Below are 21,196 nucleotides of genomic sequence, written 5' to 3'. Positions count from 1 at the left end.
CGGCCGGCCCCGGACGATCCTTCGGGGCCGTCAGAGGGTGTCGAGGTCCAGGGCCTGGGCCATCGCGCGGTAGCCCGCGTCGCCCGGGTGGAGGTGGTCACCCGAGTCGTAGGCCGGGAGCATGCGGTCCGGGTCGGCCGGGTCCGCGACGACGCGGTCGAAGTCGACCACCGCGTCGTACGCGCCCGACGTGCGGATCCAGTGGTTGACGGCGTCGCGCTTGGCCTCGTTGGCCGGGGTGTCGTAGAACGAGCCCTTGATCGGGGTCAGCGTCGCGCCGACGATCCTGATGCCCTTGGCGTGGGCCTGGCGGATCAGCTCGCGGTGGCCCTCGACGATCTGCTCGACGGAGACCTCCGGGGTGGTGGGCTGGCCCGGTGCGCTCCGGCCGCTTCCGCCGATGTCGTTGATGCCCTCCAGGACGATGACGGTGCGCACGTTCGGCTCGGTGAGCACGTCCTTCTTGAAGCGCTCGACGCCCTTCTCGCCCGCCCAGGCCCAGTCGTTGGTGACCTGGTTGCCGGCGATGCCGTGGTTGACGACGCCCCGCGGCTTTCCGGCGGCGGCGAAGCGCTCGGCCAGCTCGTCGGGGTAACGGTTGTTCGCGTTCGGGCCGGAGCCGACGCCGTCGGTGATCGAGTCGCCGAAGGTGACGACGCCGTCCCTGCGCGGGGCCTGGCCGCCGGAGACCTCGACGCCGGAGAGGTAGTACCAGGAGTCGCCGGCCTCCGTGAACGCCGTCCCGTCCCGGTCCGAGCGGTGGTCGCCGTCCGCGCGGTAGCTGGTGGCGGAGGAGAAGGTGTGGAAGGTGGCGGGGCCGGTCTCCTCGGCGAGGTAGAGCGTGACCGTCAGCGATTCCAGGGCGCCGACCGTGAACGGCACGCCGTCGCTGTACGTGGAGGCGCCGGCCGGGATCGTCACGGAGCGGCCCTTGCCGAAGGACAGCTGCCGGACCGAACCGGCCTTCACCGAGGCGCCCTTGTCGGTGCGGGCCACGGTCGCGCCCGTGATCCGCAGCGGCTTCGTGCCGTAGCGGTTGGAGAGTTCGATACGGGCCCTGGTGCCGCCGGTGGTGACCCGGACCACCTGGCGGACCGTGTGGTTCGAGAAGCCCTGCTGCGACCAGTTCGGGCCGAAGGGGGCGGTCGGGTACTGCGGCGAGGTGGCCCAGGCGCCGCGCCATGTCCCGTCGTGCCATGTCCCGTCGTGGCGCTGTTCGGCGGCCACGGCGGTGGCACCGGCACCTGCCCCGCCCCCGGCTCCGGTGAGGGGGAGTGCGGTCAGTGTCGCTGCCGCTAACAGGGCGATGGTCGTACGGCGTACGGACTTCGTGAATGTCGTGGTGGTCATGCTGGGACCAAGCGGAGAGCGACTCCGGTTATTCCCGGGGGAGTTGAGGAGCGTCGTCCGCGAACAGCAGTCCCGCGAGGGTGCGGAAGACCTCCTCGGGATCTCGGTCGCCGACCGGCCCTTCGAGGTTGTGGCTGAGCAGGAGCGTCGCGAAGCCGTGCGCGAGCGACCAGGCCGCGACGCCCGCGAGGCGCGGGTCGGTGCCACGGGTGCCGCCGCCGGGCAGTCCGGCGACGCCGGCCCGGAGCCGGTCGCCGGCCCGTTCCTTGGCGGCGAGCAGGTGCGGGTCGTCGGGCCGGTGCAGGTCCGGCTGGAACATCACCTGGAAGTGCGCCGGGTGCTCGGTGGCGAAGCGTACGTACCGCACTCCCGCGTCCTTCAGGTCCTTCGCCTCGCCCAGTGCCTCCGCCAGCAGGTCGAAGCCCTCGGTCGCGACGGCCGTGAGCAGTCCCGCGCGGTCCTTGAAGTGGTGGGCGGGCGCCGCGTGCGAGACGCCCGCGCGGCGGGCCAGGTCGCGCAGGCTCAACGCGGAGGGACCCTCGGTGGAGATGACGTCCAGGGCGGCGGTCAGGACCGCCTGCCGCAGGTCGCCGTGGTGATAGGTGCGCCGACTGCTCATGACGACAGCGTACGCCCCATCTAGGCATTGACAAGTTCGGGCGGCGGGAGCAATCTAGTCATCGTCAAGATGAAGCGTCGGTGGAGGAGGCGGACATGAGCGCGAAGGTCCAGGAGACCGTGGAGCCCGGGCGCGTACGGCAGATGTGGCATCTGCTCGAGCCCCTCCACGCGCTGCTCTACTACGCCCCCGATGCCTTCGAGGAGGCCCGTGCGCTCGGCTACGACGTCGAGGGGCGATGGCCGAGCTACTTCGCCTGGCGCGCGGCCCCCCTCGGCCCGGCCGGGGCGGAGCGGGTGGCGTCCGCCTTCTACAGCTTCAGCCCGGAGATGGCGGCCCGGTACGTGCCGGAGATCTGGCGGACGGCCACGCCCGCCGAGGTGCTGGACGCCCGGCTGCGTGCCGTCGACCGCGCCTACCGCTCGGTCCTGGGCGCCGAGGCCGTCGAGGGCTCCGACATCGCCGAGGCGGCCGCGCTCGCCCGGCGGGCCGCCGGGGCCGCCGCGACCGCCGGCCGGCCGCTCGCCGCCGCCAACGCCGAGCTGCCCTGGCCCGAGGCCCCTCACCTGGTCCTCTGGCAGGCCGCGACGATCCTGCGCGAGCACCGCGGGGACGGCCATCTGGCCGCGCTCCTCGCCGCCGGGCTCGACCCGGCCGAGTCCCTGGTCTCCTTCGCCGCCGTCGGGGCCGCGTCCGAGCGGACCTTCGCGAGCCGCGGCTGGAGCGGGCCCGCCTGGACCGCGGCCCGTGAGCGGCTGGCCGCCCGCGGGCTGCTCGCCGCCGACGGCTCGGCCACCGACGCCGGCCGCGCCCTGCGCGCCGGGGTGGAGCTGCGTACGGACGAACGCGCCGCCGCGCCCTGGGCCGCCCTCGGGCCCGGGCCCACGGCCCGGCTCGCCGAACTCCTCGGCGGCCCCTGGCTGGCCGTCATCGGCTCCGGGCTGCTGCCGGGCGAGAACACCCTGGGGATCGGCAAGATCTGAGGGTGCGGGACGCGCCCCGGCCGCGGGGTGCTCGGAGCGCTCCGCGGCCGGTCGTGTGTCGTGTGTGCGGGAGCCGTCAGGTCGGCGGCTGCTGGGGGTCCTGCCCGCGCTCCCTGTCGATGTACTCCTGAGCCTTCCGCTGGCCCTGGTCGACCTGGCCGGTGTACTTGTCGCCGGTCTTCTTGTCGATCATGTCCCCGGCTCGGTCGATGCCCTGCTTGGTCTTGTCCGGGTGCTGGCCCATCATGCCCTTGAGCTTGTCCATGATCCCCATGATGCGTGTGACTCCTTCGAAAGGGGACGAACGGCGCATTCGACGCTACGCGCCCCCCGTCGATTCCGCGCGTCGAACGGCCCAATGGTCTGGACCACCAGAGGCGCCGAGAGCGCCGCCGGTCAGGATCACTGGTCAGGATCGCTGGTTAGGATCCCCGCGTGCTCAGCTACCCGAAAGCCCTCCCCCTCGCCGCCCTTGCCGCCGCCGCCCTCATAACCTCCGGCTGTACGACGGGTCCTGACGGCTCCCCGGTCGAGGGCGCCCCCGGCGGAGGAGGCGGCCCGGCGCTCGTCGCCGTCGACACCCTCACCGTCAAGGGCCGCGCCCCGAAGACCGGCTACGAACGCGAGAAGTTCGGCAAGGCCTGGGTCGACGTGGACGGCAACGGCTGCGGGACCCGCGACGACATCCTCAAGCGCGACCTCACCGACGTCCGCTTCAAGGAGGGCCGCTGCAAGGTCGCCTCCGGGATCCTCGCCGACGACCCGTACACGGGGAACCGCGTCGACTTCGTCCGTGGCCGCAGCAAGGTCGACATAGACCATCTTGTCGCGCTCTCCGACGCCTGGCAGAAGGGCGCGCAGCAGTGGGACGCGGAGAAGCGGCGCCGCTTCGCCAACGATCCGCTGAACCTCCTCGCCGTCGAGGCGTCCGCCAACCGCCGCAAGTCCGACGGCGACGCCGCGACCTGGCTGCCGGCCAACAAGGCGTACCGCTGCACCTACGTGGCCGCGCAGGTCGCCGTGAAGAAGAAGTACGGGGTGTGGGTCACCCGGGCCGAGCGGGACGCGATGAAGAAGGTCCTCGGCGGCTGCCCGGACCAGAGGCTGCCGTAATTCGGTTGGTGGCCCTGCGAACGGCCGTTAGCGTGCCCCTTCATGGAGCTGAACATCACGACCCTCGCCGAACGCCCGGAACTCCAGGGGCCGATGTGGGGGATGAAGGACCTCTGGCCGGAGTTCGTGCAGAACGACCCGGTGGGCTGGTCCCACTTCGGACGGATCGTCGCCGAGCTGCCCGAGTACGTCCTCATCGCCACGGACTCCGAGGGCACGGTCGTCGCCCGCGCGCTCAGTGTTCCCTTCCGGCTCCATGCCGAGGACCGCGGCGCCCTGCCCGCCACCGGCTGGGACCAGGTGCTGCTGTGGGCGTTCTCGGACCGGCGGCACGGGCGCATCCCCGACACCGTCAGCGCGATCGAGGTCACCGTGGACACGAGCGCGCTCGGCCAGGGGATCTCGGGCCGGATGCTGGCCGCCATGCGGGACAACGCCCGCCGGCTCGGCTTCTCCGAGGTCGTCGCCCCGGTCCGCCCCAACGGCAAGCACCTGGAGGCGGCGTCCTCCATCCACGAGTACGCGTTCCGCACGCGCGCGTCGGACGGCCTGCCCCACGACCCGTGGCTGCGCGTCCACGTCCGCGCGGGCGCCACGATAGAGGCGGTGGCCCCTGCCTCGATGACGGTCGGCGCGTCCGTGGAGCAGTGGCGCGCGTGGACGGGGCTGCCGTTCGACACCGACGGCCCGGTCGAGGTCGAGGGCGCGCTCGTGCCGGTGCACTGCGAGGCCTCGCGCGGCTACGCGGTCTACGTCGAGCCGAACGTGTGGGTCCGCCACAAGCTGTGAACAGCGCGCGGGTGTGAACAGCGTGCGGGTGTGAAAAGCGTGCCGGTATGAACCGCGGAAGGGTGTGAGGGCCGCTCTCCCGCGGCGGCCCTCACACCCCTGTTCACACGCGTACGTCAGCGCTGCGGACGCCCGTCAGCCGTCTTCAGCCCTTCGTCTCGTCCATGACGACGTCCTTGGCCGCCGGCGCCTTGGCCTCGACCGGCTTCCCGAAGCCGGTGAAGGTGATCGTGCCGGGCTCCTCGCCGCCCGCCGCCACGATCTTCAGGATGAGCGGCTCGCCCTCCGTCGCCACATAGATCGTCGTCGTCTCGTCGCCGACCTTCTCCGTGAGCATCAGCGCCTTCTTGCCGCCGACGGTCGTCTCCTTGCCCTTGAAGGCGAGGTTGACCCCCTCCTCGAAGTCGCCGAGAAGCGCGTTCAGGTCGCAGAGCTCGAGGTTGTCCTTGGCCTCCGGATCGGTCACCGGCGTCTTCACCCAGCGGCCCTTGAGCTCCTTGAGCACCGCCTCCTGGACCTCGGTGGACTCGCCCTTCGCCTGGGCCCGCAGGAACGCCTCGTCGAAGCGGAGGTAGACGTCCTTGTCGTCGGCCTTGATCAGCTCGGCCGTGCCCGTCGCGCCGACCGTCAGGGTGCCGGCGCACTTTCCGCGGGTGTCCATCGCCAGGTACGCCTTCATCGGCCCGTCGGTGGTCTTGGTGGCGAGGTCGAGCGTGAGGGAGTCCGCCTTCTTCGTCGCGGCGATCGCCTTGTTGGCTATCTGCGGGCCGGTCAGGTCCCCGAAGGGGCCGGAGGCCTTGGCGTCGTCCGAGAAGGGTCCGCAGGCGGTGGCGCCGAGGGCGACGGCGGTGCAGAGCGCGGCGACCAGGGCCGTGCGACGGGTGCGGGTGGTGGGAGCGGCGGCAGACATGGCGGGTTCTCCGGGGGTGGGGGTAGCGGTCGTACGAAGGGGGGACGGGCCTGGGGGAGGCCCTGGAGGAGGGTGGGGCGGCGGTGGGTCAGCCGATCTTCAGCTCCCACTGGGCGGCGTTGTGCTCCAGGCCGGGGCTGACCTCGACCGTGAGGGTCTTCGCTGCGGCCGGGGCGTCGAAGGCGTAGACGACCGTGGACTTCTTGCCGGGCAGGATCGTGCCGGTGAAACCGGTGCCGACCTTGTCGTCGAAGACCTGCTCGGCGGCGACGCCGTCCTGGCCGGCGCGGGCGCTCAGCGTCACCAGCGCGGCGTCGAACTCCTTCTTGCCGCCGTTCTCGATGACCACGGTGACCTGGTACGCCTTGGTGCCCGCGGTGCGGTCGGCCGCGTCGCTGGGGGTGTACGGCTTCGCCTCGGAGACCGTGACCTTCAGCTTGTCCTTGTAGACGGAGGGCGCACCGGCCACGAGGCCCTTGGTCGCGTCGGCCTTGCCGCCCGCGTCACCCTTCGCCGTGCTCGACGGGTCCTGCGGGGCGGCCTCCTGCAGCGTCTTGTCGATCTCGTCGACGGCGTCGCTCACGGCGTTGAAGGTGATCACCGCGCCGACCACCGAGAGGATCAGCGCCGCGAGGCCGAGGACCGCGCCGGTCGTCGTCACGCCCTTGTTGTTCGCCTCGCCGCGCTTCACCCGGCCCCGCCCCACCAGGCCCAGGATCAGCGCGATCAGGCCGAGGATTCCGGCCAGCCAGAAGAAGAACGGGATGAGGCCGGAGACCGTACCGATGATGCCGAGGATCAGGGCCGCGGTGCCGAGCCCGTTGCGCAGGGCCGCCTGCGGGGCCTGCGGGATCTGGGTGTCGTACGACATGGGTGTCCTCCAGGACATGAAGCATCGACGTGTGATCGAGGCCCTGCCCGGACCCCGTGGAGCGATGGATCAATAACAGCAGAGCCTGTGAACCGAGTCAACACGGTTCACAGAAATTGAACCGGCTCACGGTGTGAAGTGGTGCGCCTGGCGTTCATCAGTAAGATCGGGGGCCACAGCAGCGGGTACGTGCGGACGACGTCCGAGCGGGACGAGGGGAGTCAGCCAGGTGCCGGAGCACGGAGCAGAGGTGACCGCCGCGGGGATCGCCAGGCTCGCGGGGGTCGGACGGGCCGCCGTGAGCAACTGGCGCCGCCGCCACGCCGACTTCCCCCGCCCCGTGGGCGGGACGGAGACAAGCCCGTCGTTCGCCCTCGCCGATGTCGAGCGTTGGCTGCGTGCCCAGGGCAAGCTCGCCGAGGTCCCCCTGCGCGAGCGGGTCTGGCAGCAGGTCACCGGCCACCCGGCGGGCGCCGTCACCGCCCTCGTCCAGGCCGGCTGCGTCCTGCTGCTCGTACGGGACCGCTCCACCGCCTGGCCGGCGCTCGCCGCCGTCTCGGACCAACGCCTCACCGAGACCCTGCCGACCGCCCTGGAGGAGGTCCTCACCGAGCGCTTCGGTCTGGGCAGGGCCGTCCCCACCCCCACCGCGGCCGAACTGGCCCCTTCCGTGCCGCTGGTGCGCGGCGTCGCCGACCTCGCCGCCGAGACCGGCGCCCGCCAGGCGTTCGAGTTCCTGCTCGGCCGGCACCTCGACGCCAACCCGCGCCAGTACACGCTGACCCCGCCCGGACCCGCCGCCCTGATGGCCGCCGTCGCCGCCCCCGGCGCCGGCCCCCGGCCCACCGTCCTCGACCCGGCCTCCGGCACCGGCACCCTGCTCCGCGCCGTCGAGCACCCCGGCGCCCTCCACGGCCAGGACGCCGACACCGACCTGGCCGCGCTCACCGCCCTGCGCCTCGCGCTGGCCTCCGACGCCGACGTCCGGGTGCGGACCGGCGACAGCCTGCGCGCCGACGCCTTCCCGCACCTCACGGCGGACACCGTGCTCTGCCACCCGCCGTTCAACGAGCGCAACTGGGGCCACGACGAACTGGCCTACGACCCGCGCTGGGAGTACGGCTTCCCGGCCCGTACGGAATCCGAACTGGCCTGGGTCCAGCACGCCCTGGCCCGGCTCCGCCCCGGCGGCACCGCCGTCCTGCTCATGCCGCCCGCCGCCGCCTCCCGGCGTTCCGGCCGCCGAATCCGCGCCGATCTCCTCAGGAGGGGCGCCCTGCGGGCCGTCGTCGCCCTCCCGGCGGGGGCGGCCCCGCCGTACGGCATCCCGCTGCACCTCTGGGTGCTGCGCAAGCCCGCCGCCGGCGTGACCCCCTCCCCGGAACTCCTCGTCGTCGACACCACCGCCACGGCCGCCGCCGACCAGGCCGGCGGCGGCGCTGCCCGCGACAAGCTCGACTGGCAGGCCGTCCACACCACCGTCCTCGACGCGTGGCTGCCCTTCGACAGGGACGGCACGGTCACCGAGACCCCGGGGACGAGCCGGCCCGTGCCCGTCATCGAACTCCTCGACGACGACGTCGACCTGGCGCCCGCCCGCCACCTCCCGCCCCCCGCGGCGGGCGGAGGCGCCGCCGAACTCCTCGCGGTCCGCGACCGGCTGGCCAAGACCCTCGGCCACACCGTCGCCCTCACCCCGCCCCCCGCCCTGCCCGCGCCCGCCGACCCGGCCACGGCCGCCCGGCCCACCGGCGTCACCGTCGGCGAGCTGGCCCGCACCGGCGCGCTCGAACTGCGCGCGGGCGGCGCCGGCACCGCGTCGTTCACGGGCGGGCCCGGTGGCCCCGGCGGTCTCGGTGTCCCCGGTCCCGGCCCCGGTGGTGCGGGAAGCCCCGGCGGTACGGGAAGCCCCGCAGGCCCCGTCCGTGTGCTCACGGAGAACGACGTCTTCGGCGCCCAGCCGCCGTCCGGCTCCCTGCCCGACGGCGCCCCCGAGGAGCCGGTCCTCCTCGCCGAGGGCGATGTCGTCGTCCCCGTCCTCGGCGGCGGCTCCCTCGCCCGGGTCGTCGACACCGCGACCGCCGGAGCGGCCCTCGGCCGCAACCTCCAGCTCCTGCGCCCCGACCCGGCCGCGCTCGACCCCTGGTTCCTCGCCGGGTTCCTGCGCGGCACGGCCAACACCCGTCAGGCCAGCAGCTACGCCTCCACCGCCACCCGGCTCGACGTCCGCCGCCTCCAGCTGCCGCGTCTGCCGCTCGCCGAACAGCAGCGGTACGGGGAGCGGTTCCGGGCCCTCGCCGAGTTCGAGGACGCCCTGCGCCTCGCGGGCCGGCTCGGCGAACAGCTGGTGCAGGGCCTGTACGACGGTCTCGCGGACGGAACGGTCGCGCCCTGATCCGTACAACCCAGGAGCCCTTGTCGCCGTCGGTGTATACGCTCGTCTCCGCAACCGACCCGAGTGCCCAGGAGCAGGAATGTACGGCCATGGCTATACGCCTAGCCCACCACCGCGTGCCGTTCCCACGTCGGTGATCGTGCTTCGCGTGCTCTTCGCGGTGCTTCCGCTGCTCAGCTTCGGGTTCCTGACGTGGGGGACGATGATCCGGCTCGCCGTCGTGACCCGTCGCGCGCTGGACTGGATCCTGTGCGGAGTGTCGGCGGCCGTCATGATCACCGGCTTCGCCCTGATGCCCGACGACATCGAGACGACCCAGGCCGACCTCGCCATGGGCCTGGTGCTGCTCAACGCCCTCGGTTTCACCGTCTACTTCCTGGTCGCCGACATACGCCACGACAAGGTTCGCCTCGCCCCGCCGGCGGGGCCGGCGGCGTTCACGCCGTACGGGACGACCGTCCCACAGCACCGGACCGGTTACGGCTACCCGTCGCAGCCGCCGCCGCAGCCCGTGACGCCCCCGCAGCCGCAGCCGCATGCCGTGACGCCCCCGCAGCCCGCCGTTCCGCCGCAGCCTCCGGTCCCCGGCCCCCGGATCGACCAGGTCCGCGCCGAGCTTGACGAGCTCAGCGACCTCCTCCGCAAGGACCCGAGGGACCCGCGAGAGGGCGGTCGGTGAACGGACGCGTCATCGGTGGCCGGTACGAACTCTCCACCGTCATCGGCCAGGGCGGCATGGGCCAGGTCTGGACGGCGTACGACGGACGGCTCGACCGCCGCGTCGCCGTCAAGCTGCTCCGCCCCGCCACCATGACCGGCCCCGCCACCGCGGCGGAGGAGCTCCGGCGCCGCTTCGTGCGCGAGTGCCGGGTCACGGCGCAGGTCGACCACCCCGGCCTGGTCACCGTCCACGACGCCGGCAGCGACGGCGACGACCTCTACCTCGTCATGCAGTACCTCGACGGCGCGGACCTCGCCGACCACCTCGCCGAGCACGACCCGTACCCCTGGGAGTGGGCCGTCTCCGTCGCCGCGCAGCTGTGCGCCGTGCTCGCCGCCGTGCACGCGGTGCCGATCGTCCACCGCGACCTCAAGCCCCGGAACGTGATGGTGCGCCCCGACGGCACCGTCACCGTCCTCGACCTCGGCGTCGCCTCCGTCCTGGACACCGACACCACCCGTCTCACCCACACCGGTTCGCCGATCGGCAGCCCCGCCTACATGGCGCCCGAGCAGGCGATGGGCGGTGCCGTCGGCCCGTACACGGATCTGTACGCGCTCGGCATCCTGCTCCACGAACTCCTCAGCGGGAACGTGCCGTTCGCCGGATCGACCGCGCTCGGGGTCCTGCACCGCCACCTCTACGAGCCCCCGCTCCCGGTCCGCCAGCTGCGCCCCGAGGTGCCGGAGGTCCTGGAGGCGCTCGTCCTGCGCCTGCTGGCCAAGGACCCGCAGCACCGCCCGTCCGGCGCGCACGAGGTGTACGAGGCGCTGCTGCCGCTGCTTCCGGCGCGCGGCGCCCCCGCCGGGCCGCTCGACCCGACGCGTCCCTTCCTGCGCCCGCACGCGCCCTGGCCCGACCGCGCGTCCGTGCCGCCCCCGCCGGTCGCGCCGCCCGTCCCGCGCCCCGACGTGGCCGCCGCCGTCGACGAGGTCAAGCGGCTGCTCGGCGAGGGTTCGCTCACCCAGGCCGTCGACCTCCTCGGCTCGATCCTGCCGGCGGCCGCCGCCGAGCACGGCGATCGCTCACCGGTCGTCCGGATCCTGCGCAAGCAGTACGCGACGACCCTCATGGACGACGGCCAGTACCGCCGCGCCCTGCCGGAGCTGCGTCGCCTCGCCGACGACCGCGCGGCCGAGGCCGGGCCCGCCGATCCGCAGACCCTGCAGTTCCGCTACGAGGCGGCGCAGTGCCTGGAACAGCTGGGGGAGACGGCGGCGGCGCTGACGGAGTACCGGGCGCTCCTGCCGTTCCACGAACACGGCGCGGACCAGGCGCGGTTCTTCGACATCCGGCGGCGGATCGGGATGCTGTTGCTGGCGATGGGCGACCACACGGCAGGTCATCAGCAGCTCCAGGCGCTGCTGTACGACACGGAGCGGACGTACGGCCCGTACCACGCGCTCCCGACGGACCTGCGGCGTGCGTTGGCGCGCCAGCAGCAGATGGGGCGCTTCGCCTGACGGGGCGCCAGAGTCACGAGTCCACAACTGATGGAGAAGTGGATCTTTTGGGTCCGTTTTGCCGGTTCCTGTACATGTAGCGTTCGCGTCTGATCATGCACACGTCCCCAAGGAACCCTTCATGACGACTCCCCCCGCCACCCCCGAGCAGCCCGTCGCGCCCGCCGAGCCGGCGAAGAAGAAGCGCAGCATCGGCAAGACGCTCCTCACCATCGTCGTGGCGATCGCGGCCATCCTGTTCTGGAAGCTCGGCGTCCCGTACCTCACCGGCACCGCCCCGGTGCACGCCGAGGCCGGCGACTGCGTGACCGTGACGGGTCCGGAGAACGACCCCGAGGTCGACAGCAAGCCGTGCACCGAGAAGGCGCCCGACCTCTACAAGGTCGTGAAGGTCATCGACAACACCTTCGACGTCGACAAGTGCGGCGAGGTGGGCGAGGTCGCGCTCGCGCAGCAGCTGGAGTCGGACAAGTTCGTGCTCTGCCTGAACCCCGTCAAGAACTGACGCCACGCGCGCGTGACGAAGGGGTCGGACCCGGTCGGGTCCGACCCCTTCGGCGCGTTCCCGGGGTTACGCGTTCCCGGGCTGTGCGGTCCGCCCCGGCGCCTTCAGCACCTCCGTCAGGGCGGAGATGCTGTGGTCGCCGTGCCCGGCGTCGGCCGCTCGGCGCAGCAGCTCGTGGAAGGGCTTGTGCCACGCCACGTCGAGGCCCGCTTCCCTGCCGAACTCCTCGTCGTGGGGGGCTCCGGCCAGGAACAGGTTCACCGAGGACCCGGGCTCGCTGTAGTCGCCGCTGTCGATCTCCCGGGCGAAGACGGGCAGCACCGAGCCGATCATCTCGAACCACTTGACGCTGAACCGCACCATCGACGCGGCCTCGAGGCCCCGGGCCCGCAGCGCCGCCGCGCCCTGGAAGAAACCGACGAGCGCGGGCAGCAGCGTGCCGCCCACGGCCATCTCATAGAGAGCGGCGAGGTCCGGGTCGGTACCGAGGAAGACGGTGTCGCCGCCCAGCACCCGCAGGGCCGGCTCGAACTCGTCGAAGACGCCGCGGTCGCCGCCGTAGGAGAGAAGGGTGTCCTCGGCGCCCACGGCGGACGGCACGTTCTTGATCGCCCCGTCGAGGTGGCGGGCGCCGTGCCCGAGCGCCCACGCGTTCGCCCGGCGGGCGTCGGCCGGCGAACCGCTGTTGAGGGTCACCAGGGCCCGCCCCCGCAGCGCGCCGGCAGCCGGTTCCAGGGCCGCCAGAGTGTCGTCGTACGTCGTCAGGCAGGTGACGACCAGAGGGCTCGCCCTGACCGCCTCGTCCATCGACTCCGCGAGGACGGCCCCCTTCGCCACGAGCGGCGCGGCCTTCGCGGCGGTCCTGTTCCAGACGGTGGTCGGGTGCCCGGCCTCGACGAACGCCTGGGCCAGCGCGCTGCCCATCGAGCCAAGCCCGACGACGGTCACGGGAATGCGGTGGTGCCCGGGCATGTGTGTGCTCCTGTTCGACCGGCGTGGGATGTGTGATCCATGCTGGGTGGACGGCGAGAGCCCGACAAGTACGTACTTTTTTGTCAGGAACCCGTGCGACGACCCGACCCCGGAGGCCGCGTGACCGTCCCACCCGAGAGCATGCGGCCCGAGCCCATCCGGACCGCCCGGCTCACCCTGCTGCCCCTGGCGGTCGAGCACGCCGAGGAGATGACCGGCGTGCTGGCCGACCCGGTGCTGTACGACTTCATCGGCGGCGCCCCGCCGACCACGCCGGACCTCAGGGCCCGTTACGCGAGGCAGGTCGCCGGATCGCCCGACCCCGGAGTCTCCTGGTGCAACTGGGTCGTCCGTCTCCGGGAGGAGGACCGCCTGGCCGGGACCGTCCAGGCGACCGTCGAGGGCAGCGAAGTCGCCGAGATCGCCTGGGTGGTGGGGGCTCCCTGGCAGGGCCGCGGGATCGCCACCGAGGCCGCCCGGGGTCTTGTCGACTGGCTCACCGCACAGGGCGTACGGACGGTCGTCGCGCACATCCACCCCGACCACACGGCGTCCGCCGCCGTCGCCACCGCCGCCGGGCTGACGCCCACCGACGAATGGCACGACGGGGAGGTCCGCTGGCGACGGTGGTGATCCCGCGTCGCCTCAGCGGCGGGTGTCGCCGGTGGAGGCCATGACCCAGTCCCGCGGGCGCTCCTCGGCCGGTGCGGCGGAGGAGGGGGAGGGGGAGGGGTCGGCGGGCTTGCCGGCCGGCCGGGCCGCCGGGGTGTTGAAGCGGATCTCCTGGACACCGCGCCGCATCCCGGACCGGAGGCGCTTCGACAGCGGGCGTTCCACGAAGCGGTGGATCACCCAGGACGCGACCAGCATGGCGGCCGTCACGGAGGCGACGAGCGGAAGCGGTGCGACCTGGTCGCGGAAGTGGTGGATCAGCGTGATGCCGACCGCCATGTGGATCACGTACAGCGGGTACGTGATCGCTCCCGCGGTCTTCAGCCAGCGCCACTGGATGCGGTCCAGGAAGCCGAGCGCGACGGCCGCGATCGCGAGGAAGCCGATCGCGATGACCAGGCGTGCGGGCCAGGTCGGCAGCTGCTCCGAGAGCTGGAGGCCGAGGTTCGTCCGCATCCGTCCGCGGACGTACTGCTGGGCGAGGAGGAACTGGACCCCGACGATCGCCCACAGGAGCATGGTCGGCCGGTAGCGGTGCATCAGGTAGAAGGCTATGCCGGCGATGAAATACGGCGCGTACTGCGGCATCGAGAAGAAGTGCAGCAGCCGGAAGTCGGTGGTCGGCGCGGCGACCGCGGCCGCTGTCCAGATTCCGCAGAAAAGGACGCAATTGCGGTAGGTGACGCCGCGGAGCACGACGAGTGCGAAGAGCGCGTAGAACTTCAGCTCGACGAACAGCGTCCAGTACGAGTGGTCCACATGCCCGACGCCCAGACCGCCCTGCATCATGGTCAGGTTGACGAGGACGTCGCTCCACTCGTCCGTGTGACGCAGCTCCCGGACCTCGGGCAGGAGCCACAAGGTGAGCGCGGTCAGCGCGATGCCCGCCCAATAGGCGGGGAACAGCCGGGACACGCGGGACACGGCGAAGTCACCGACCGTGCGCCCCCAGACGCTCATGCAGATGACGAAGCCGCTGACGATGAAGAAGACTTCGACGCCGAGCCAGCCGTACAGGGCGAAGGGCCGGAGGGCGGGAAACAGCTCGGCCGTGTTCCTGTCCCACGCGGCGTTGAGGCCTATGTAGTGGTACAGCACCACGACGAGGGCCGCCGTGATCCGGATGCCGTCCAGCGCGAAGAGGCGCGTGCCCGGCTGTTTCCTGCTGTCGGCTCCCCTGGTGCCGGGCATGGCGGGGCCTCCCCTCGAATGAACATTCCAGAGGGACCGTACAGTCGGCGCACAGCATCCACACAGCCGAGGTGCCGGTGTCGTTGGTCACTCAGGTGAGCGTCCCGGCCGACTCCCTGGGCGCGCGGGGCTGTGAGGAGCCGGACGGCGCGGCGTCGGCGGTGCCACGCCGCCGCGCCGCCCGCTCCCCGGCCGTCAGTGCCACCAGCAGCACCAGCGCCACCGCCCCCGCGCCCAGCCCCGCCCGCAGGCCCGGTGGCCTGAAGTCGCAGCTCACCGATGTCTCGCCGGACACCTTCAGTGCCACCAGGCCGCCGTACGAGTCCGCCGGGCGGCCACCGCACGTCCAGCCCGCGATCCGTGGGCCGGCGACCACGACCGTGCCCCGGGTTCCCGGCGGGAGTTCCGCGCGGATGCCGCTGTCCGTGGCCTCGACCGAGACCGCGGCCGAGGTCTTCAGCCGCGCCACCGCCGCGGTCAGCCGCCCTGGATCCAGGCAGCCGATCGAGTGACCCCGAGTGGCGCCGCCGTCCAGTACGGGCCGTGTGCCCGCCGTCCGCTGCACGCCCAGTGAGGTGAGCGCGGCCCGCCACTTCGGCATCCCGCCCTCCAGCCGTACCGGCGCCCCGCTCGCACCGAGCCGGGCCGTCCCCCTCAGATCGGGGGCCCAGAGGAAGACCTCGCTGCCGACCGGGCAGACCCCGTCGGCGGGCAGCGTGTACACCGACGAGCCCAGCAGCATCTCCTGGTTGCGGAACGGAGAGGGCCCGTAGCGGGGCACGGCGGCACCCTCAGGACGCACCGTCACCAGCGGCAGCACCGGACCCGTCCGCACCACGGTCTCGCCCCGCCACCGCGCGCCGACGCCGAACAGCGCGTCCGTCACCGGGTTGTCCAGGCTCTGCAGGTTCCGCCCCCGCGAGGTCCAGCCGCCGCCCAGCGCGGCCAGGGTCCGCGTCAGCACCGACGGGGTGTGGCTGCTGTAGTACGCGGCCCCCTGGCCGCCGAAGAGCAGCGGCTCGTTGCCGGTGATCCGCGGGCGGCCCGAGTCGGTGCGGTGGGCCGGCCAGCCGTCGGCCGCGGCGAGCGCGGCCGTCCGCCGGTCCTGCTCCGCGCCCCAGGCCGGGTAGTCGTCGAGCCGCAGCCGCGCCCGGTCCGCGTACGCGGTGGTCGCGGCGGCCTGACCGACGAGCGCCCCCGCCAGCAGCACCGCCGCCACGACCGTCCTCCTGCCTCGGGAGGCCAGCCACAGCCCACCGCAGGCCGCCGCAAGGCCGAGGGTGAGCAGCGGGTACGACCAGCCGGTCACCAGCTCGCTGGCGGCCGCGCCCACGCCGACCGCCACCACCACCGCCGCCCCGCCGAGCAGCGCGCGGCGCCCGGGCCAGCCGTACGAGAGGACGATCCAGGCCGCGATGACCAGGACCCCGGACAGGACGAACGTCTGCCGGTACGGGCTGCCGTTGGGCGTGGCGAAGACATGCCACGTCAGATGCGTCGGCCCCCACTGCAGCGACATCGCGAGCGCGACCGCGAACCCGGCCCACAGCCACCGCTCCCGCCGGGGCGCCGCACGGTGGAAGAGGAGCGCGCCGGCGAGCAGCAGCGTCCCGGTGCCGACGAACGCCGCCGGGGTGGAGAAGCTGTACGTCACCGGAAGCAGCCGGGCCAGGAAGTCCGTCCCGTCCGCCGGCCGGAACTCCTTCGCAAGGCCGGGGTACGCGTGCGTGGAGCCGAGGAACACCGGGACGAGGACCGGCGCGGCGAGCCCGATCCCGAGCAGCACGGTCGTCGCCGCCCGCACCAGAACGCGGAGCCGGAAGGGCCCCGCCTCCAGCAGCCGGACCAGGAGCACCAGCGCGGCGCCGAGCGTGGCCATGTACGCGGTGTAGAAGTTGGCGACCCAGCACACCGCCACGACCAGCGGACCGAGCAGCGGCCGGCGCCCCTGCCGCACCCACTCGCCGACCAGGCACAGCAGCGGGAAGGCGATCAGACCGTCCAGCCACATCGGGTTGTACGTGGCCTCGACGACCGCCCAGCCGCACAGCCCGTACGACGCCCCGAGGACCGCCGCCGCCCACCGGGGGCCGGGCCGCAGCCGCGGCAGCGTCACGGTCATGGCGGCCGCCGCGACGGCCATCTTCAGGACCGTGACCCCATAGACCGCGTACTCGATGTCCGCGCGCGGGAAGAGCGCCACCAGCGGGGCGAACGGGCTGCCCAGATACGTGCCGAGGTCGGGCAGGAAGCTGGTGCCCCAGCCGGACTGCCAGTTGAGCAGCAGCCCGCCGTCGGCCCGGCCGTGCAGCAGGTCCCAGAGATGGGCGTGGTACGGGACGAACTGGTTGGCCAGGTCGTTCACGCCGCGCCGGCGCGGTCCGAACGGGAAGGCGCGGGCGACGGCGTCCCCCGCGCAGACGGCGAGCGCGGTGAGGAAGGCGGCGAGGCCGGCGGCGCGGGCGTCCGAGGGGCGGTCCGAGCGGCCCCCGGCCGGTGTCGTCTGAACAGGCATGGTGGTGCGAATATGCCAGTACGGAACCCGAAACGGTGTTCCACCGGGCCCAGTTCACGCAATGGTCGCCTCGCCGTCACGTCGCGAATCAGCCGGCGACATCCACGTGGGTTGTCGTGTTCTCCGTGCTGCTCTCGATCGTGGTCCCGTGTTTCGACGAAGAGGAGATCATCGGTCGCTTCCACGACCATGTGACCACCGAACTCTCCCGTTTCGACGGGGAATTCGAGCTGGTCTACGTGGACGACGGAAGTCACGACCGTACGCTCCCGCTCCTGGAGGAGATCGCCGCCTCCGACCCCCGCGCCCGCTACGTCTCCTTCAGCCGGAACTTCGGCAAGGAGGCCGCGATGCTGGCGGGCCTCCAGCACGCGCGCGGTGACGCGGTCGTCATCATGGACGCCGACCTCCAGCACCCGCCGGAGCTCGTGCACCGCATGGTGGGCCTGCACGCCGAGGGGTACGACCAGGTCATCGCCCGGCGCACCCGCACGGGCGACCGGGTGACCCGTACCCTGACCGCCCGCGCCTACTACTGGGCGATCAACCGGCTGGTGGACGTCGAGCTGGTGGACGGGGTCGGCGACTTCCGGCTGCTTTCCCGCCGTACCGTCGACGCGATCCTCGGACTCACCGAGTACAACCGTTTCTCCAAGGGCCTTTTCGCCTGGGTCGGATTCCGCACCACCACATTCGAGTACGAGAATGCGGTGCGCGAGGAGGGCCGCTCGAAATGGACCTTCGGGAAACTGCTCAACTACGGTCTGGACGGGCTGCTCTCCTTCAACAACAAGCCACTGCGGGCAGCCGTCTATCTGGGAATGACGCTGGTGTCGGTGGCCCTGGTCTACGCCGCCTGGATCGTCGGCGTCGCCCTGGTGCGGGGCGTGGACACCCCCGGGTACGTCACGCTGCTCGTCATCGTCACGGCGCTGGCCGGGGTCCAGATGGTGATGCTGGGGCTGGTCGGGGAGTACGTGGGCCGTATCTACTACGAGGTGAAGCGGCGCCCGCACTTCCTGGTGAAGGAGACGAACACGGACGTTCCGGGGCCGATCGGGCCGCGGACCGCCACCACCCGAACACGTGAGTCGTTGATCGGGGCAGTCACGTCGAAGTAGTGGCCCAGGCCACCGCGACTGCCTACTATCGATCACCGCACGGTCGTCCCACTGACGCACGACCCACGCCGGGAGGCTCCTTTGCACCGCCGCACTGCGCTCTCCGTCTCCGCCGCGCTCCTCGCCGCGGCCCCGCTGCTCACCGCCTGCGGCGGTGAGGCCCACCCAGGCGCGGCGGCGGTCGTCGGCGGCGAACGGATCGAGGTGTCCAGCCTCCAGGCACAGGTGCGCGACGTACGGACCGCGCAGCAGGCGTCGCCGCAGGCGGCGCAGCTGATCCAGGGGACCGGGGACCTCAGCCGTGAGAAGCTCAACGTGATGATCTTCGACAAGGTCGTGGACAAGGTCGCCGCGGACCACGGGATCACGGCCACCCGCGGGGAGATCCAGAAGGCGCGTGCCGAGTTCACCGAGCAGAGCGGCGGCGAGACCCAGCTCGCCGCGATGCTGCTCCAGCAGCAGGGCGTCGCCCCCGACCAGATCGACGTGGTCGTCCGCCGCACGGTCCTCATGAACAAGATCGCCGCGAAGCTCGGCGTCGCGAACACCCCCGAGGGACAGCAGAAGCTCACCGAGGTCTTCGCCGAGGCGTCCCGGGCGCTCGACATCGACGTGAACCCGCGCTTCGGCGCCTGGGACGACAAGAAGATCCAGCTGGGTACGTTCACCCCGTCCTGGCTGCGCCCGATCAGCCAGGACCCGGCGGCCGTGGAAGCGGGAGCGTAGCCCCACTAGCCCCACGTAAGGTCGAAGGGTGAACGCTGAAACACCCGTCGAACCCGGTCGCATCGTCCTGCTCACCGCCAGCCACCGCGTGGCGCCCGGACTGCTGTCCTGGCCCGCGTGGCAGGCGCTGCACGGCGCCGACCGGGTGCTGTGCGCCGACGAGCACCACCCCCAGCTGCCGTACCTCCGCGAGGCGGGCGTCGTCGTCGAGCACGCCCGCCCGGCCGCCCAGGACCTCGTCGACGCCTGCGCCGGGGGGCGGACCGTCGTGATCCTGCCCTCCGGCGAGGGCGACCAGGCCCTCACCGACGGACTCGCCCGGCTCGCCGGCTCCGGCCGCGTCGCGATGCCCGACCTGGAGCTGCTGCCCGGCTCGTACGACCTGCCGGGCGCCCGACTCCTCGACGTGGTGCAGGTCATGGACCGCATCCGCCGCGAGTGCCCGTGGTCCTCGCGGCAGACGCACAAGGGACTCGCCAAGTACGGCATCGAGGAGGCGTACGAACTCGTCGAGGCGATCGAGGACGGCGACCGCGACGAGCTGCGCGAGGAGCTCGGGGACGTCCTCCTCCAGGTCGTCTTCCACGCCCGGATCGCCGAGGAGGACGCGGAGGAGCCGTTCTCCGTCGACGATGTGGCCGGGACGATCGTCGAGAAGCTGATCCACCGCCACCCGCACGTCTTCGGCGACGCGACCGCGGAGACCCCGGAGGACGTCAAGGCGCACTGGCTGCGCACGAAGGCGATCGAGAAGCAGCGCGACTCGGTCACCGACGGGGTGCCGCTGGGGCAGCCCGGTCTCGCGCTCGCCGCGAAGCTGGCGGGCCGGGTGCGCACGGCGGGCCTGGACGTGCCGCTGCCGACGGGCGAGGGCGTCGGCTACGAACTGCTCGCCCTGGCGGCCCGGGCGGAGGCGTCCGGCATCGACCCGGAGGCAGCGCTGCGGGCGGCGGCCCGCACGTACCGGGACACGATCCGAGCGACGGAGGGCGTCGACGCGCGGCAGACGCCGTCCTGACGCCCACCTCAAGGCCGGCGCGGGGCCCTGGCCTCGGGGTCGTGCCAGTGCAGTTGCGGGGGGTCGATCAGCCATTCCGCCGTGCCGGTCGGGCGGGGGCCCGCCGTCGGGACGTGGTCGTGGTGGAGCCGGGCCGCGCCGAGGTGTTCCAGGACCGGGACGGTCTCGGCGAGGAAGCCGGGCGGGCCCGCGAGGTAGACGTCGTGGGAGGGCCAGTTGCCGTAGGCGTACAGCGCCTGGATCAGCCGCTCGGTCGCCTGGTCGCGCGGGTGCTGGGGCGCGGAGGTGATGTACGTGACGTTCAGCCCGGGTATGCGCTCCTTCAGGCGCGCGACGTCCTCCCGCCCGTACAGGTACTCCTTGGCCCGGGCGACGAGGAAGAGCCGGGCCTCGGTGCCCTCCGGCCCCTGCGCCACCTCTTCGAGGAGCGCCTTGACCGGCGCCCAGCCGGTCCCGGCGGCGATATAGGTACGAGGCACGTCCGGCGCGGTCCGTGAGGTCAGCGCGCCCCCGGGCGCGCTCAGCCGCAGCGGCTCGCCCGCACGCACGTCGTCGACCAGCGCGGTGCTCAGCGCGCCGCCGGGGATCCGGCTGACGTGCAGATCGACCGTCCCGTCCGGCCGGGTGGCGTTCGCCAGGGAGTACGTCCGCCACACCCGTGCCACGCGCAGGGAGCTGACGCCGGCGTACTGACCGGGCCGGTACGCGAAGGGCTGCCGCGGTCGCAGGGTCAGCACCGCCAGGTCCTCGCCGAGCCGCTCGTGGCGCGCCACCACGGCGTCCCACCAGGCCGGCTCCCCGTCCGCCGCGGCCTCCTCGGCGCCCCGGACCATCAGCTCGGCGACGTATCCGTACGCCTCGGTCCACGCCTTCTCCGCCTCCACGCTCCACGCGGCCCCTGCGGCGTGCGCGAACGCGGCGGTCAGGCTCGCTCCGACGGCGGCGTAGAGCGCGGGCGCGGCCATGAACTTGCGGTGGTCGCGGCCCAGATGGGCGAGGTACACCGGCAGTCCTGGGTCCTCCAGATGGTGCACGACATGGGTGAGGGCGGCGAAGAGCCGGTCGCGCTGGGGCCGCATGTCCTCGGGGAAGAGCTCACGGACGCCCGGGTTGTTCCAGAAGAGATGGGAGTAGAAGAAGGTGACGGCGTGTTCGGCCCGTCTCTCGACGACGGCGAACGTGCTTCTGAGCAACTGGGCATCCACCCGGGAGAATCTAGGCCACGCCTCTTCACCGGACGATCACATACGGGACCCCCGGCC

Annotated in this window: 20 protein-coding genes; 11 read left to right on the top strand and 9 right to left on the bottom strand. The window is 72.7% G+C overall.

Features of this window, described 5'->3' with window-relative positions:
- Nucleotides 1–30: 30 nt before the first annotated feature.
- Together ACFYV5_RS27410 and ACFYV5_RS27405 are read right to left on the bottom strand one after the other, a co-directional pair.
- A complete protein-coding gene (locus tag ACFYV5_RS27410) occupies nucleotides 31–1,350 on the bottom strand; it encodes an SGNH/GDSL hydrolase family protein (protein WP_389172747.1) in 1,320 nt (439 codons plus the stop codon).
- 28 nt (nucleotides 1,351–1,378) lie between these two features.
- Entirely contained in the window at nucleotides 1,379–1,969 is a 591-nt protein-coding gene (locus ACFYV5_RS27405; protein ID WP_389172745.1) for a TetR/AcrR family transcriptional regulator, read from the bottom strand.
- A 95-nt stretch (nucleotides 1,970–2,064) separates the two neighbouring features.
- On the opposite strand from ACFYV5_RS27405, the gene ACFYV5_RS27400 reads away from it, so the two are divergent.
- Nucleotides 2,065–2,952, top strand: coding sequence for a hypothetical protein (locus tag ACFYV5_RS27400; RefSeq protein ID WP_389172743.1), 888 nt, complete (start codon nucleotides 2,065–2,067; stop codon nucleotides 2,950–2,952).
- A gap of 76 nt (nucleotides 2,953–3,028) precedes the next feature.
- Here the strand turns inward: ACFYV5_RS27400 and ACFYV5_RS27395 are convergent, their stop codons facing one another.
- Nucleotides 3,029–3,226, bottom strand: coding sequence for an antitoxin (locus tag ACFYV5_RS27395; protein ID WP_389172741.1), 198 nt, complete (start codon nucleotides 3,224–3,226; stop codon nucleotides 3,029–3,031).
- Between the two features lie 161 nt (nucleotides 3,227–3,387).
- Between ACFYV5_RS27395 and ACFYV5_RS27390 the strand changes: the two genes are divergently transcribed.
- Together ACFYV5_RS27390 and ACFYV5_RS27385 are read left to right on the top strand one after the other, a co-directional pair.
- Entirely contained in the window at nucleotides 3,388–4,065 is a 678-nt protein-coding gene (locus tag ACFYV5_RS27390; protein WP_389172739.1) for an HNH endonuclease family protein, read from the top strand.
- A gap of 42 nt (nucleotides 4,066–4,107) precedes the next feature.
- Complete coding sequence (locus ACFYV5_RS27385) at nucleotides 4,108–4,854, top strand: N-acetyltransferase (protein ID WP_389172737.1); 747 nt, start codon at nucleotides 4,108–4,110, stop codon at nucleotides 4,852–4,854.
- 145 nt (nucleotides 4,855–4,999) lie between these two features.
- Here ACFYV5_RS27385 and ACFYV5_RS27380 read toward each other — a convergent pair whose 3' ends face one another.
- Both ACFYV5_RS27380 and ACFYV5_RS27375 read right to left on the bottom strand, forming a co-directional pair.
- Nucleotides 5,000–5,764: a hypothetical protein gene (locus ACFYV5_RS27380; protein ID WP_389172735.1), complete on the bottom strand. Its 765-nt coding sequence runs from the start codon at nucleotides 5,762–5,764 to the stop codon at nucleotides 5,000–5,002.
- A gap of 88 nt (nucleotides 5,765–5,852) precedes the next feature.
- Complete coding sequence (locus tag ACFYV5_RS27375) at nucleotides 5,853–6,635, bottom strand: DUF4352 domain-containing protein (protein ID WP_389172733.1); 783 nt, start codon at nucleotides 6,633–6,635, stop codon at nucleotides 5,853–5,855.
- Between the two features lie 250 nt (nucleotides 6,636–6,885).
- Here ACFYV5_RS27375 and ACFYV5_RS27370 point away from each other — a divergent pair, with 250 nt between their 5' ends.
- The 4 genes from ACFYV5_RS27370 (at nucleotide 6,886) to ACFYV5_RS27355 (ending at nucleotide 11,719) form a co-directional block, all read left to right on the top strand.
- Nucleotides 6,886–9,030: an N-6 DNA methylase gene (locus ACFYV5_RS27370; RefSeq protein WP_389172731.1), complete on the top strand. Its 2,145-nt coding sequence runs from the start codon at nucleotides 6,886–6,888 to the stop codon at nucleotides 9,028–9,030.
- 148 nt (nucleotides 9,031–9,178) lie between these two features.
- Nucleotides 9,179–9,709 carry a hypothetical protein gene (locus ACFYV5_RS27365; RefSeq protein WP_389172729.1) on the top strand — a complete coding sequence of 177 codons (531 nt, stop codon included), beginning with the start codon at nucleotides 9,179–9,181 and terminating at the stop codon, nucleotides 9,707–9,709.
- Complete coding sequence (locus ACFYV5_RS27360; RefSeq protein WP_355114525.1) at nucleotides 9,706–11,214, top strand: protein kinase; 1,509 nt, start codon at nucleotides 9,706–9,708, stop codon at nucleotides 11,212–11,214. The genes ACFYV5_RS27365 and ACFYV5_RS27360 overlap by 4 nt, the downstream gene beginning before the upstream one ends.
- 121 nt (nucleotides 11,215–11,335) lie before the next feature.
- Entirely contained in the window at nucleotides 11,336–11,719 is a 384-nt protein-coding gene (locus ACFYV5_RS27355) for a hypothetical protein (protein WP_355114526.1), read from the top strand.
- Nucleotides 11,720–11,785: 66 nt separating this feature from the next.
- On the opposite strand, the gene ACFYV5_RS27350 is transcribed toward ACFYV5_RS27355, so the two are convergent.
- A complete protein-coding gene (locus tag ACFYV5_RS27350; RefSeq protein WP_389172726.1) occupies nucleotides 11,786–12,691 on the bottom strand; it encodes an NAD(P)-dependent oxidoreductase in 906 nt (301 codons plus the stop codon).
- A 141-nt stretch (nucleotides 12,692–12,832) separates the two neighbouring features.
- Here ACFYV5_RS27350 and ACFYV5_RS27345 point away from each other — a divergent pair, with 141 nt between their 5' ends.
- A complete protein-coding gene (locus tag ACFYV5_RS27345) occupies nucleotides 12,833–13,324 on the top strand; it encodes a GNAT family N-acetyltransferase (RefSeq protein WP_355114684.1) in 492 nt (163 codons plus the stop codon).
- Nucleotides 13,325–13,336: 12 nt separating this feature from the next.
- Here the strand turns inward: ACFYV5_RS27345 and ACFYV5_RS27340 are convergent, their stop codons facing one another.
- Both ACFYV5_RS27340 and ACFYV5_RS27335 read right to left on the bottom strand, forming a co-directional pair.
- Nucleotides 13,337–14,554, bottom strand: a complete 1,218-nt coding sequence (locus ACFYV5_RS27340; RefSeq protein WP_355114528.1) for an acyltransferase — start codon at nucleotides 14,552–14,554, stop codon at nucleotides 13,337–13,339.
- A gap of 91 nt (nucleotides 14,555–14,645) precedes the next feature.
- A complete protein-coding gene (locus tag ACFYV5_RS27335; protein ID WP_389172724.1) occupies nucleotides 14,646–17,069 on the bottom strand; it encodes a YfhO family protein in 2,424 nt (807 codons plus the stop codon).
- A 125-nt stretch (nucleotides 17,070–17,194) separates the two neighbouring features.
- Between ACFYV5_RS27335 and ACFYV5_RS27330 the strand changes: the two genes are divergently transcribed.
- The 3 genes from ACFYV5_RS27330 (at nucleotide 17,195) to ACFYV5_RS27320 (ending at nucleotide 19,934) form a co-directional block, all read left to right on the top strand.
- Entirely contained in the window at nucleotides 17,195–18,190 is a 996-nt protein-coding gene (locus ACFYV5_RS27330) for a glycosyltransferase family 2 protein (protein WP_355114532.1), read from the top strand.
- Nucleotides 18,191–18,271: 81 nt separating this feature from the next.
- A complete protein-coding gene (locus tag ACFYV5_RS27325) occupies nucleotides 18,272–18,916 on the top strand; it encodes a SurA N-terminal domain-containing protein (protein WP_355114534.1) in 645 nt (214 codons plus the stop codon).
- 28 nt (nucleotides 18,917–18,944) lie between these two features.
- A complete protein-coding gene (locus tag ACFYV5_RS27320; RefSeq protein WP_389172721.1) occupies nucleotides 18,945–19,934 on the top strand; it encodes a nucleoside triphosphate pyrophosphohydrolase in 990 nt (329 codons plus the stop codon).
- Between the two features lie 8 nt (nucleotides 19,935–19,942).
- On the opposite strand, the gene ACFYV5_RS27315 is transcribed toward ACFYV5_RS27320, so the two are convergent.
- A complete protein-coding gene (locus tag ACFYV5_RS27315; protein ID WP_389172719.1) occupies nucleotides 19,943–21,127 on the bottom strand; it encodes a globin domain-containing protein in 1,185 nt (394 codons plus the stop codon).
- Nucleotides 21,128–21,196 lie beyond the last annotated feature (69 nt).

Source organism: Streptomyces sp. NPDC003035 (assembly GCF_042888285.1).
In the GTDB taxonomy this organism is placed as follows: domain Bacteria; phylum Actinomycetota; class Actinomycetes; order Streptomycetales; family Streptomycetaceae; genus Streptomyces.
This window is presented reverse-complemented; position numbering and strand designations above follow the sequence as displayed.